We start from the raw sequence: 11892 nt of genomic DNA, 5'->3' as shown, positions 1-11892 counted from the left end.
CCCCCGCGTCATCCCTTGAGCTTGTAGCCGAAGCCGCGGACCGTCTCGATCCGGTCCTGGCCGATCTTGGTGCGCAGGCGCTGCACGTGGACGTCCACGACCCGGGTGTCGCCGCCCCAGCCGTAGTCCCAGACCCGCTCCAGAAGCTTGTCGCGCGACAGGACCGTGCCGGGTGCGGAGGAGAACTCCAGCAGCAGACGCATCTCCGTCGGCGTCAGCGCCACCGGCGCCCCGCCCCTGCGGACCTCCATGCCGTCGGTGTCGACCTCCAGCTCGCCGAAGACCAGCACGCCGCCGTCGGGGCCCTCGTCCCGCCCGGCGTCCCCGCCGGCCGCGCCGCCCGCGTGCCCGAAGCGGCGCAGCACCGCCCGGATCCGGGCCACCAGGACGGATCCGTCGAAGGGCTTGGTGACGTAGTCGTCGGCCCCGGCCTCCAGGCCCAGCACGACGTCGATGGAGTCGGCGCGCGCCGACAGCATGATCACCGGCACGGTCGACTCGTCGCGGATCCGGCGGCACAGGCTGACGCCGTCCATGCCCGGCAGCATCACGTCGAGCAGCGCGATGTCCGGGCGGTCGGCCCGGAACGCCTCCAGACCGGAGAGCCCGTCGGGCATCGCGGTCACCGCGAAGCCGTCCCGCTCCAGAGCGAGCTGGGTGGCTTCGCGGATCACGTCGTCGTCCTCGACGAACAGCACATGGGTCTCGGCCATCGGGCGCCCTTTCCGTTTCTCTCCCGCCGGCGTCGCACGCCGGCGGGGGTGTTCGCGCCGGCCCGTCTCCGGAGCCGGCATCACGTCGCGGTCAGCCGCCGCCGGGCGCCGGCGCGGAGCCGTCGATGCCGCCGTCACCGACCGCGCGGCTGTAGTCGTTGTGCACCCAGTCGTGCTGGGTGAACCTGTTGCCCGACCACCGGTACGTGATCACGTCCTCGCCCGAGGGGTACGCCACCGGGTCGCCCTTGGCGTACACCTGCCGGGTCACGATCAGATCGCCGCGGTCGATCGTCGCGTAGACGGCGGCGTCCTCGGTCATGAAGACGTTCTTGTACTCCTTGTTCTCCTCGCGGTACACGTACGTCCCGATGCCGACGGCGTCGCCGCAGGTCATCACGTTGACGACGACGTCCGGCGACCCCCCGCCGGTCAGGTTCCCGTAGGAGGTGTCCACCGGGTACGCGTCCGCGACGCAGGGCTTCAGGTCGCCCTTCAGACGCTCGCCGATCTTCGGGTCGGACTTCAGCAGCGCGATCGGGTCGACCCGCTTGGCCGACTGCTTGCCCGTGGAGGAGGACGGGGAGGCGGCCGGGGCCGTCGAGGTCACGTCGTCGGCGCGGGCCGCGCCCTCGTCACGGGAACCCGTCCCGCCGGTCGAGCAGCCGGTCACGAGCAGGCCGACGGCGACGAGCCCGGCCAGTGCCGTGGTGCTCGCCGCCGCGTGGGTGCCGCACGGGCCGTTCTCCCCGCCGTCGTGTCTGCTTCCTAGGCCGCGCACCGGTCCCGCCCCCGTTCCTCGCGTCGTTCGGTCGACCGCTCCAGAGCGCGGGCGTCGTGGTCGATGCCCCGGCTCTCCAGTTCCTGGCGCAGTCGGGCCAGTGCACGGTGGAGCGTGCTCTTCACCGTACCGGTCGACATGCCGAGGGCCGCCGCGGTCTCCTCGGTGCTCATCTGCTCCCAGTGGCGCAGGACGACGACGCTGCGCTGCTTGGGCGCGAGGACCTTGAGGATGTCCATGAGCAGGGCCCGGTCGGCGTGCTGCTCGGTGGCGTCGTCGACGGACGCGTCGGGCAGCTGCTCGGTGGGCACCTCGTCGAGCTTGCGGGCACGCCACCACTCGGTGCGGGTGTTGATCATCACGCGGCGCAGGTAGGCGTCGGCCAGGGACTTGTCGGCGATGCCGTCCCAGCGGCCGTACGTCCGGGCCAGCGCGGTCTGCAGCAGGTCCTGCGCGTCGACCGGGTCGGGCACGAGACGGCGGGCACTGCGCAGCAGGGCGTCCTGCCGTGTACGGACGTACTCCTCGAAGTCGAGCACCTCGCCGTGCGCCATTCCCAACCGCCTCCGATCCCCGTGACCAGCACTGTTTCCGTGTACGTCGACGACGCTACGGAGCGGTTGTCACGAGGCTGTGCGCGGCAGCCGTCGGCGGACGCACGGCTGTCCATCGGTTGTGTAACGGCCGGGGACGGGCCGGGCGTCCGGCCCCTGTCGGACGGTCGGTAGGTTCGCGGTGTCCGCGCGCGGGCAGCGGCGGGGGAGGACGGGGGGAACCATGGACGACGACGCGGGGCGGAGCGGCGGGGGGCAGGGCGACGCGGGGTTGGACGACGTGGGGCTGGCGGCCCGCTTCGAGGAGGAGCGCGGCCGGCTGCGGGCGGTGGCCTACCGGATGCTCGGCTCGGTCGCCGAGGCCGACGACGCGCTCCAGGAGGCATGGCTGCGTGCGAGCGCCGCCGGCACCGAGGGGGTCGCGAACCTGAGCGGCTGGCTGACCACCGTGGTGTCCCGGGTCTGCCTGAACACCCTGCGCACCCGCCGGACGCGGCGCGAGGACCTCTTCGACGAGCCGCCCGGGTCGTTCGCGCCCGAGGGGTCGGCGGGCGGCGACGGGACAGGCGATCCCGAGGAGGAGGCGCTGCTGGCCGACTCGGTCGGCGTCGCCCTGCTGGTGGTGCTGGACCGGCTGTCGCCCGCGGAGCGGCTCGCCTTCGTCCTGCACGACATGTTCGCCGTGCCCTTCGAGGACATCGGGCCGATGCTGGAGCGGACCCCCGTGTCCGCGCGGCAGCTCGCGAGCCGGGCCCGTCGCCGGGTCAAGGGGGCGGGTACGCCGCCCGGACCGGATCAGGTGCGGCGCCGCCAGGTCGTCGACGCGTTCCTGTCCGCCACGCGCCGCGGTGACTTCGAGGCGCTGGTGGGGCTGCTGCACCCCGACGTGGTGCTGCGGGCCGACGCGGCGGTCGTGCCCACGCCCGAGCCGGTCGTCGTCCTCGGGGCCCACACCGTGGCCAAGGGCGCGATGGCGGCGGTGGGCCGGGCCCGGTTCACCGGACCCGTACGGATCGACGGGGCGGTCGGGCTGGCGATGGCCCGGCACGGGCGGCCGGCCGTGGCGCTCGCCTTCACGATCGTCGAGGGCCTGATCACCGAGATCGACGTCGTCGCGGAGCCGGAGCGGCTCCGCGCTCTCGACCTCACCGTCCCCGACGGTCACTGAGCGGAGGCGCCGGGTGGCCGGGTGGTCCCGGCCACCCGGCGTGACCGGGACCCGGCCGCCGCTGACCGGACGGCGGCCGCCCGGCGGCACCGGCCCGGGCGCCGCCGGGGGGCGCCGCCCCGTGTTCGGGGAACAGCGGACGTCAGGACTGCGGCAGGCGGTAGAGCCCGCCCTCCAGGGGTTCGACCAGGCCGTCGGCGACCAGGCCGTCCAGGGCACGGTCGCGCTGGACCGGGTCGTGCCAGACGGCGTCCAGGGACGACTGCGGCACCGCGTCCGTGGCCTCCCGCAGGACGGCCAGCAGCTTGCCGCGGACCTGTCGGTCCGTGCCGGCGTAGGTCTGACCGCGCCGTGGCGGGCCGTCGTGGGCCGGCTTCCCCGACTGCCGCCAGACGCACTCGGCGGAGATCGGGCACCGCCCGCAGTCCTCGTTCTTCGCGGTGCACACCAGCGCGCCGAGCTCCATGGAGGCCGCCGCCCAGCGGGCGGCCGTGGCGTCGTCCTCCGGCAGCAGGTCGCGCGCCAGCCTGCGCTCGGCCGCCGTCGTGGCGTTCGGCGGGTACTGGACGCCGGTGGCCGCCCGGGCGAAGACCCGGCGCACATTGGTGTCGAGCACCGCGTGCCGCTGCCCGTACGCGAAGGAGGCCACCGCCGCCGCGGTGTACTCCCCGATGCCCGGCAGGGCGAGCAGCTGCCCGTGCTCGCTGGGGACGTCGCCGCCGTGCCGCTCCGTTATGGCCACGGCCGCGCCGTGCAGCCGCAGGGCGCGCCGGGGATAGCCGAGCCGGCCCCAGGCGCGGACCGCCTCGCCCGGCGCCTCGGCGGCCAGGTCGGCCGGTCGCGGCCAGCGCGCGAGCCACTGCTCGTACACCGGCAGGACCCGGACGACCGGGGTCTGCTGGAGCATGAACTCGCTCACCATCACGCCCCACGCGCCCGCCTCGGGGCGGCGCCAGGGCAGATCGCGGGCGTGCCGGTCGAACCAGGCGAGGACGGGCCCGTGCAGCCGGTCGGGTGCGGGCGCCGGGGCGGACCCGGCCGCGGGGCCGTCGGAGGGGACGGGGGACGTGGTGGAGGCATCGATGGAAGTCATGGCACCTCCGATCCTGGCACGTTCAGTACGCGCCGTGCCGCACGCCCTCACGGCGCGTGGAGGCGTGCTGGCGCGGGCCGCGCCCCGCGCACCACACCACCGCGCCGTTGCCGCTGGTGCGGGCCGTGTCCACCAGGGTCCGGACGGGCCGCGTCGCCGCCTTGACGACGAGGAACGCGACCGCTCCTCCCAGCAGCAGGCCGACCGTCACGTCGTGCGGGTAGTGCACGCCGACGAAGACCCGGGAGAAGGCCATGAGGAGCGCCATCGGCACGGTCAGCCAGGCCATGCCGCGCCAGGACAGCGCGAGGGCGACGGCCGCGGCTCCCGCGATCGCCGAGTGGTTGCTCGGGAACGACCAGTCCCCGTAGGGCGGGCAGGGGACGAGCGAGGCGGCGGCCCCGGCCACCGCCCGGCACGGACGCTCCTCGTCCACCAGCGACTTGAGCGCCTCGCTCACCACGTATCCGAAACCGGTCGCGAGCGGAGCCAGCAGCGCGAGCGCCATGGCGCCGCTCGGCGCCGTCCTGGTCCGCCACCAGCCGGCCAGGAACAGCACGCCGAACAGCAGCAGTCCGGCCTCGGTCCACACCTCGGCGAGTTGCTGGAACCAGTGCGGGGTGGAGTGGGCGAAGTCGGTGACGTCGCGGTAGAGGTCGCCCGAGAGATCGGAAAGCGTGTTCATGAGGGGAGACGCTAACCGGAGTACGGCACTCGGCGCCCGGGCCGAAGGTCCATACCCCTCCCCGACGAAAGTGGGGGCGGAACGGATGAGTCCGGCACCGGAGATGTGATCATCGGCAAAACTTGGTGCCTGGGGCGGCGGGTGGGGCGGGAGTTGGCCGCGATCTCTCGTAAGGTTCGGGGCGTGGGATCACTGCGCAATCCGGTCGGGCCGCTTCCCTCCTCCATCTACTGGCGACGGAGGGCGGTCGCGCTGTGCCTGATCGCACTCCTCGCGCTGCTCACCCTCTGGGCCGTCACCTCCGGTGGCGGCGGCGGGAGGAAGCCGAACGACGGCGCCAACGGGGCGTCCCCCGCGCCCTCGATCACTCCCGGACCCTCTGGTTCCGGTCCGGCGATCAGTGAACAGCCCGGCGGACGCGACGAGTCGGGCGACTCCGGAGAGACCACGGGAGGCGAGGACGGCACCGGCGAAGACGCCTCCGCCGGCACCGAGGGCGGCGGCAAGAACGGCGATACGGACGGCGGGGGCGGCGACGGCGGCGCGGGCTCGACCGCCGGGCAGCAGGTGCCGGCCGGCTCCCCGCTCCCGAACTGCGCCCCGGGATCACTCCAGTTGACGCTGAAGAGCGACAAGCTCTCCTTTGCGCCGGGGGACAAGCCGCGGTTCCGGCTCATCGCCCGGAACGCCACGGGCACCGACTGCAAGGCCGACTTCGGCCCGAAGAGCGCGGTCCTGAAGATCAGCAACGACAAGGGCGCCCAGATCTGGTCCTCGCAGGACTGCCCCCGACCCGGCACCCCCGTCCTGCTGCGCGTCCCCGCCCGCACCGCGATCACGCACACCGTGGACTGGGACCGCGGGCAGAGCGCCCCGCGGTGCGCCACCGCCCCGGCGGGCCCGGTCGGCCCGGGCACGTACCTGGTGGAGGCGGCGCTGCCCGGCACGAAGGTCTCCCCGGCCTCGTTCACGTTGGCGAAGGACTGACCGCACGGCGGCACGGCACGCGGAAGGGGCGGTACGGGATTCCCGTACCGCCCCTTCCGCGTGTGGTGGGTGGACCCGCGGCTACACGTACCGCTCGAGGATCGAGGACTCCGCGAGCCGGGAGAGGCCCTCACGGACGCTGCGGGCCCGGGCCTCGCCGACGCCGTCCACGGCCTGGAGGTCGTCGACGCTCGCCGCGAGCAGCTTCTGCAGGCCGCCGAAGTGCTCGACGAGCCGCTCGATGATCGCCCCCGGCAGGCGCGGGACCTTGGCCAGGAGCCGGTACCCGCGCGGGGAGACGGCGGAGTCGAGCGTCTCGGGGGAGCCGCTGTAACCGAGGGCGCGCGCCACGATGGGCAGTTCGAGCAGCTCGGCGTGGCTGAGCGCGTCCAGCTCCGTGAGCGCCTCGGCGACCGTGCGGGACCGCTTGGCCGTCGGCTCCGGCACGTAGTCGCGGATGACGAGCTCGCGCTCGGGCTCGACACCTGCGATCAACTCGTCGAGCTGGAGCGAGAGGAGGCGGCCGTCGGTGCCGAGCTCGACGACGTACTCGGCGATCTCGGTGGCGATCCGGCGGACCATCTCCAGGCGCTGGGCGACGGCGGTGACGTCCCGGACCGTGACCAGGTCCTCGATCTCCAGCGCGGACAGCGTGCCGGCGACCTCGTCGAGACGGAGCTTGTACCGCTCCAGGGTCGCGAGGGCCTGGTTGGCGCGGGAGAGGATCGCGGCCGACTCCTCCAGGACCCGGCGCTCACCGTTCACGTACAGCGCGATCAGGCGCATGGACTGCGAGACGGAGACGACCGGGAAGTTGCACTGCTTGGAGACGCGGTCCGCCGTGCGGTGGCGGGTGCCGGTCTCCTCGGTGGGGATGGACGCGTCCGGGACCAGCTGCACGCCGGCCCGCAGGATCTTGGTGATGTCCTTGTCGAGGATCAGCGCCCCGTCGAGCTTGCACAGCTCGCGCAGCCGGGTCGCGGTGAACTCCACGTCCAGCACGAAGCCGCCGGTGCACATCGATTCGACCGTTTTGTCCATACCGAGGACGAGGAGTCCTCCGGTGTTGCCCCGAAGGATCCGCTCCAGGCCGTCCCGCAGGGCGGTGCCGGGGGCGACGGCGCTGAGCGAGGCGCGCATGAGCGCCTCGTTGCCGGAGCCCGCGCCGGACTTTCCGGGAGCTGCTGCCCCGTCCTTGGCTGCCACTGCACTCCTCCGGCTCGTACGGTTGGGCGAGACCAGGGCAAAGTCTAGCGACACCGTTCCGCGCCGAGTTTGCATACCGGTGGTGGGCAACTCTTCCCGACGGCCGCGCCTCCCGGTCGGCGCGTTCCGGCGGAGGGTGCCGGGAGGCCGCGCGGGCCGCCCGCCGGAGCCCTCTCCCGGCCTGCCGCAAGGGCTCCGGCGGGCGGCCCGCGAAGCCGGTCCGGCCGCCCTCGCAGCAGGCCCGTGCCGTGTCCGCCCCGCCCCGCGCCGCCTTCCCTGCCCGGCCCGAGTCCGGCCCGTGCAGCCTCCGGGGCGGCCCGCCCGCCCGGCGGCTATCCCTCGGCGCTCTTCGGGGCCGCCGCCCGGCGGCTGCGCGGCAGGACCTGGAGGGCCTCGCCGATGTTCGCCACTTCCGTCACCTTCATGCCCGCGGGGACCTTGCCGGGATCGGTCGGGACCAGGGCGTGGGTGAAGCCGAGGCGGTGGGCCTCGGTGAGACGGCGCTGGACGCCCGTGACCCGGCGGACCTCGCCCGCGAGCCCGACCTCGCCGATCGCGACCAGGTTCTTGGGCAGCGGGGTGTCGCTGGCCGCGGAGGCCAGCGCGAGGGCGACCGCCAGGTCGGCGGCCGGCTCGGAGAGCTTCACGCCGCCGACGGTCGCGCTGTAGATGTCGCGCTTCCCCAGCGCGCTGATCCGGCCTCGCTGCTCCAGCACGGCCAGCATCATCGACACCCGGGAGGTCTCCAGGCCCGAGGTCGTCCGCCGGGGCGAGGGGATCTGCGAGTCGACCGTCAGGGCCTGCACCTCGGCCACGAGCGGCCGGCGGCCCTCCAGGGTCACCGTCAGGCAGGTGCCGGGCACGGCCACGTCGCGCCGGGTGAGGAACAGCCCCGACGGGTCCGCCAGGCCCGTGATGCCCTCGTCGTGCAGTTCGAAGCAGCCGACCTCGTCCGTCGCCCCGTAGCGGTTCTTCACACCGCGGACCAGGCGCAGCCGCGCGTGCCGGTCGCCCTCGAAGCTCAGCACGACGTCGACCAGGTGCTCCAGGAGGCGGGGGCCGGCGATGGCTCCGTCCTTGGTGACGTGGCCCACGAGGAGCGTGGACATCCCCCGCTCCTTCGAGGCGCGGATGAGGGCCCCGGCGACCTCGCGGACCTGGGCCATGCCGCCCGGGGCCCCGTCGATCTCGGGGGAGGCCACGGTCTGCACCGAGTCCATGATCAGCAGCGAGGGCTTGACGGCGTCGAGGTGGCCGAGCACCGCGGAGAGGTCGGTCTCGGCGGCCAGGTAGAGGTGGTCGCTCAGCGCGTTGATCCGGTCGGCGCGCAGCCGGACCTGGCTCGCGGACTCCTCGCCGGTGACGTACAGCGTGCGGTGCTCGTCGCTCGCGGCCTTCGCGGCCACGTCGAGCAGCAGCGTCGACTTGCCGACGCCCGGCTCGCCGGCGAGCAGGACCACCGCGCCGGGGACCAGCCCGCCGCCGAGGACCCGGTCGAGCTCGTCGACGCCCGTGGAGCGCGCGGTGGCCTGCCGGCCGTCGACCTGGCCGATGGGCAGCGCGGCGGTGGAGACCCGGCCCGCGGCCGTCGTGCGGACGGCGGGCGCGCCGTACTCCTCGACCGTCCCCCAGGCCTGGCACTCGGGGCAACGGCCGAGCCATTTGGCGGTCGTCCAACCGCACTCGGTGCAGCGGTAGGACGGCCTGTCCTTGGCGGATTTCGTACGGGCAGCCATGCACCGAACCGTAGCGGGCCCCACCGACAACGCCGTCCGGCCCGGGCCGGGGGGCCTCCCGCACCGGTCGTCATGACATATTCCTGTCCCCTTTTGAGGGATACGTTCACCCGTAAGAATTAAAAGTGTTCAAGTGGTACGAAGAGGGCTGTCCTGCCTGCCTACGGTCGGCCCGTGACGAGCAGCAGGCTGGATCCCCCCACACACACCACCGGCGCACACCGGGCGCACCGCCGCGCACCGTCCTCCGCCGCCGCGGGCTCCGGCAACCGCTCCGGGCCGCACACCCTCGGCCACCACCCGCCCGCACGCTACGAGGCGTATCTGGACGGCCTGTTCACCTACTGCCTGTCCGTGCTCTGCGACCACGACGACGCGACCGCCGCCCTCGGCGACGTCCTCGCCATCGCCGAACGCCAGCAGGGCCGCTGTCCGGCCGACCAGGCCGGACGCCGCGCCTGGCTCTACGCCCTGGCCCGCTGGGCCTGTCTGCGCACCCTCGGCGAACAGCGACGCAAGCGTCCCGGCGCGCACACCGGCCGCCCCGCGGCCGCGCCCGCGCCGTCCCGCGTCTCCGAGGAGACCGCCGAGCGCCGCCGGGCCGAACTCGCCCGGCTCGCCTGGCCCGAGGCCGCCGGCACCACCCCCGAGCAGCGCGAGGCCCTGGAGCTCGCCGTGCGCCACGGCCTCGGCCCCCGCGAGGTGGCGGCCGTCCTGACCCTGGACCCGCTCGCCGCCCGCGAGCTGCTCTCCTCCGCCGCCTGCGAGGTCGAACGGACCCGCGCGGCCCTCGCGGTCGTCGAGACCGGCACCTGCCCCACGGTGGCCCGGCTCACCGGCGACCACCAGGTGCTGCTCTCCGCGACCCTGCGCGCCGAACTCGTCCGCCACGTCGACGACTGCCCGCGGTGCCGGCGGGCCGCCGAGCGGGCGGGCGCCGGCGGGCCCTGGCCGGGCGCACCGGTGGCCTCCCCGGCCCGGCTCCCGCTGGTCGAGGCGCCCCGGGCGGCCGCGTACGTCGCGATGACGCACGTCCCCCGTGCCCGGTCCGGCGCCCCGCGCTTCGGCGCGACCGGATTCCCGGTGGACCCCAAGGACCACGCGGCCCGCCGGGACCGGATGCGCGCCCGGGCGGTGACCACCACCGTCGTGGCCGCCGTCGTCGCCGCCCCGGTCCTCGCCCTGTGGGCTTCGTACCGCGGCGGGCCCGCGGAGGGCGAGGCCGCGGGGGGCGCCCCGGTCACCGCGCGCGAGTCGGACGAGCGCACGGACCCGGACGGCACCCCGAACGATCGCTACGAGAACGCCGGCAACGCCCGGATCACCCCCGACCCGCGCTTCACCCGGGGCAGCCGGTCACCGGACGTCTCGGTCGAGGTGATCAGCCCCGGCGGGCCGGTGGACGGGGCATCGCCCGGGCAGCCCGGGGCCGGCCGGATCACCGTCGCCGCGCAGGGCGACGGGACCACGACGCTGCTGACCCTCACCAACTCCGGCGGAGCGCCCGCGGGCTGGTCGCTGTGGACCGACGCGCCCTGGCTGTACGTGAGCCGTGCCTCCGGCACGCTGGCGCCGGGCGAGTCCGTGACGGTCCGGATCACCGTCGACCACGGGCGCGAGCCCTCCGGCGCCTGGTCCGCGCGGGTGGGGGTGAAGCCCTCCGGCGCCATGCTGCGGATCACCGGTCACGGGACGCCGCCTCCGACGACGGAGGAGCCGCCGTCCACGGACCCGACGACCCCGCCTCCGACGACAGAGGAGCCGCCGCCGTCGACCGACCCGACGACCCCGCCGCCGTCCACGGACCCGACCACGCCGCCTCCGACGACGGAGGAGCCGCCGCCGTCCACGGACCCGGCGACCCCGCCGTCGTCGACGGACCCGGGCACCCCGAGCGAGCCGGGGTCCCCTTCGTCCTCCTGAGTGCTGTCCCGCGATCCTCGGCGGGCGCACGGACGCCGGAGAGGGCGTGCCGGAACCGGCGAGTGGCCGCGGGGCGCCGGACCGGTGCCGTGGCCCGGGTCTCGCCGTGAGCCGTCCGGTGCGGGGCGCCGGACCGGACGCCCCGCACGACGGCCGTGCGTCAGGCCTTCTCGCGCGGAGGGTCCGCCGGGTGCGGGGCCACCAGCGGCAGCTGCGCCGCGAGCCGCGCCTCGCACAGCTCCGCGAGGACGTCGTAGGCCTCCTTGCCCATCATCTCGGTGAGCTCGGGCCGGTACGTGACGTACACCGGCTCCCCGGCCCCGTGCGCCGAGGTCGCCGAGGTGCACCACCAGTGCAGGTCGTGCCCGCCCGGGCCCCAGCCACGGCGGTCGTACTCGCCGATCGACACCTGGAGGACCCGGGTGTCGTCCGGCCGGTCGATCCAGTCGTACGTCCGGCGCACCGGCAGTTGCCAGCACACGTCCGGCTTGGTCTCCAGCGGCTCCTTGCCCTCACGGAGGGCCAGGATGTGCAGCGAGCAGCCGGCGCCGCCCGCGAAACCGGGACGGTTCTGGAAGATGCAGGACCCCTCCCAGCGGCGGGTCTGGCGGTCGCCGTCCTCGTCGAGCTGGGTCCAGCCCGTCTGCGTACCGACGTCGTGGAACTGCCACAGTTCGGGCGTCAGCCGGGCCACGTGCGAGGCGACCCGCTTCTCGTCGTCCTCGTCGGAGAAGTGCGCGCCCAGCGTGCAGCAGCCGTCGTCCGCACGGCCCGCCTGGATGCCCTGGCAGCCGCTGCCGAAGATGCAGGTCCAGCGCGAGGTGAGCCAGGTCAGGTCGCAGCGGTAGACCTGTTCGTCGTCGGACGGGTCCGGGAACTCGACCCAGGCGCGCGGGAAGTCGAGCCCCTTCTCGTCGGGCTCGGCCGCCTTGCCCTGCTTCCCGGAGGTCCTGGGAGCCTTGGGGGCCTTCGTGGCGCCGGGGCCGCCACTGTCTTTGCCCGGCTTCGCCTTTTTCGTCTTTGGCACACGACAAGCGTATGCGCGT

General features: G+C 74.6%; 11 protein-coding genes. 3 read left to right on the top strand and 8 right to left on the bottom strand.

The genetic code is table 11. The features are described from left to right. Window positions 1–8: 8 nt before the first annotated feature. The 3 genes from cseB to ACGFZF_RS07585 all read right to left on the bottom strand — a co-directional run bounded on the left by cseB (window position 9) and on the right by ACGFZF_RS07585 (window position 2048). Window positions 9–713 carry a two-component system response regulator CseB gene (gene cseB, locus ACGFZF_RS07595; protein ID WP_147979066.1) on the bottom strand — a complete coding sequence of 235 codons (705 nt, stop codon included), beginning with the start codon at window positions 711–713 and terminating at the stop codon, window positions 9–11. Window positions 714–804: 91 nt separating this feature from the next. Then, a complete protein-coding gene (locus ACGFZF_RS07590; protein ID WP_393551867.1) occupies window positions 805–1494 on the bottom strand; it encodes a hypothetical protein in 690 nt (229 codons plus the stop codon). Continuing rightward, complete coding sequence (locus ACGFZF_RS07585; protein ID WP_393551865.1) at window positions 1482–2048, bottom strand: SigE family RNA polymerase sigma factor; 567 nt, start codon at window positions 2046–2048, stop codon at window positions 1482–1484. Before ACGFZF_RS07585 ends, ACGFZF_RS07590 begins: the two co-directional genes overlap by 13 nt. 223 nt (window positions 2049–2271) lie before the next feature. Here ACGFZF_RS07585 and ACGFZF_RS07580 point away from each other — a divergent pair, with 223 nt between their 5' ends. Beyond that, the gene (locus ACGFZF_RS07580; RefSeq protein WP_393551863.1) at window positions 2272–3216 is read left to right on the top strand and encodes a sigma-70 family RNA polymerase sigma factor; all 945 of its coding nucleotides are present in this window, start codon (window positions 2272–2274) and stop codon (window positions 3214–3216) included. Between the two features lie 142 nt (window positions 3217–3358). Here ACGFZF_RS07580 and ACGFZF_RS07575 read toward each other — a convergent pair whose 3' ends face one another. Both ACGFZF_RS07575 and ACGFZF_RS07570 read right to left on the bottom strand, forming a co-directional pair. Continuing rightward, window positions 3359–4309: an A/G-specific adenine glycosylase gene (locus tag ACGFZF_RS07575; protein WP_393551861.1), complete on the bottom strand. Its 951-nt coding sequence runs from the start codon at window positions 4307–4309 to the stop codon at window positions 3359–3361. A gap of 22 nt (window positions 4310–4331) precedes the next feature. Further along, window positions 4332–4994: a phosphatase PAP2 family protein gene (locus tag ACGFZF_RS07570; RefSeq protein WP_393551859.1), complete on the bottom strand. Its 663-nt coding sequence runs from the start codon at window positions 4992–4994 to the stop codon at window positions 4332–4334. A 183-nt stretch (window positions 4995–5177) separates the two neighbouring features. Between ACGFZF_RS07570 and ACGFZF_RS07565 the strand changes: the two genes are divergently transcribed. After that, entirely contained in the window at window positions 5178–5981 is an 804-nt protein-coding gene (locus ACGFZF_RS07565) for a hypothetical protein (protein WP_393551857.1), read from the top strand. Between the two features lie 81 nt (window positions 5982–6062). On the opposite strand, the gene disA is transcribed toward ACGFZF_RS07565, so the two are convergent. Together disA and radA are read right to left on the bottom strand one after the other, a co-directional pair. Beyond that, complete coding sequence (gene disA / locus ACGFZF_RS07560) at window positions 6063–7187, bottom strand: DNA integrity scanning diadenylate cyclase DisA (protein WP_393551855.1); 1125 nt, start codon at window positions 7185–7187, stop codon at window positions 6063–6065. 332 nt (window positions 7188–7519) lie between these two features. Next, complete coding sequence (gene radA, locus ACGFZF_RS07555; RefSeq protein ID WP_393551853.1) at window positions 7520–8923, bottom strand: DNA repair protein RadA; 1404 nt, start codon at window positions 8921–8923, stop codon at window positions 7520–7522. Window positions 8924–9097: 174 nt separating this feature from the next. On the opposite strand from radA, the gene ACGFZF_RS07550 reads away from it, so the two are divergent. Further along, a complete protein-coding gene (locus ACGFZF_RS07550) occupies window positions 9098–10846 on the top strand; it encodes a hypothetical protein (protein ID WP_393551851.1) in 1749 nt (582 codons plus the stop codon). Window positions 10847–11006: 160 nt separating this feature from the next. Here the strand turns inward: ACGFZF_RS07550 and ACGFZF_RS07545 are convergent, their stop codons facing one another. Further along, window positions 11007–11873, bottom strand: coding sequence for a hypothetical protein (locus tag ACGFZF_RS07545; RefSeq protein ID WP_393551849.1), 867 nt, complete (start codon window positions 11871–11873; stop codon window positions 11007–11009). Window positions 11874–11892 lie beyond the last annotated feature (19 nt).

The sequence above is a fragment of the Streptomyces sp. NPDC048338 genome, assembly GCF_043201055.1.
Taxonomy (GTDB): domain Bacteria; phylum Actinomycetota; class Actinomycetes; order Streptomycetales; family Streptomycetaceae; genus Streptomyces.
Note: the sequence above shows the minus strand (reverse complement) of the source record. Positions and strands in the feature narration are given on the sequence as shown.

Coding starts and splice junctions, on each gene's coding strand:
- ACGFZF_RS07585 (WP_393551865.1), bottom strand. CDS start 2,048: ATGGCGCACGGCGAGGTGCTCGACTTCGAGGAGTACGTCCGTACACGG.
- ACGFZF_RS07580 (WP_393551863.1), top strand. CDS start 2,272: ATGGACGACGACGCGGGGCGGAGCGGCGGGGGGCAGGGCGACGCGGGG.
- ACGFZF_RS07575 (WP_393551861.1), bottom strand. CDS start 4,309: ATGACTTCCATCGATGCCTCCACCACGTCCCCCGTCCCCTCCGACGGC.
- radA (WP_393551853.1), bottom strand. CDS start 8,923: ATGGCTGCCCGTACGAAATCCGCCAAGGACAGGCCGTCCTACCGCTGC.
- cseB (WP_147979066.1), bottom strand. CDS start 713: ATGGCCGAGACCCATGTGCTGTTCGTCGAGGACGACGACGTGATCCGC.
- ACGFZF_RS07570 (WP_393551859.1), bottom strand. CDS start 4,994: ATGAACACGCTTTCCGATCTCTCGGGCGACCTCTACCGCGACGTCACC.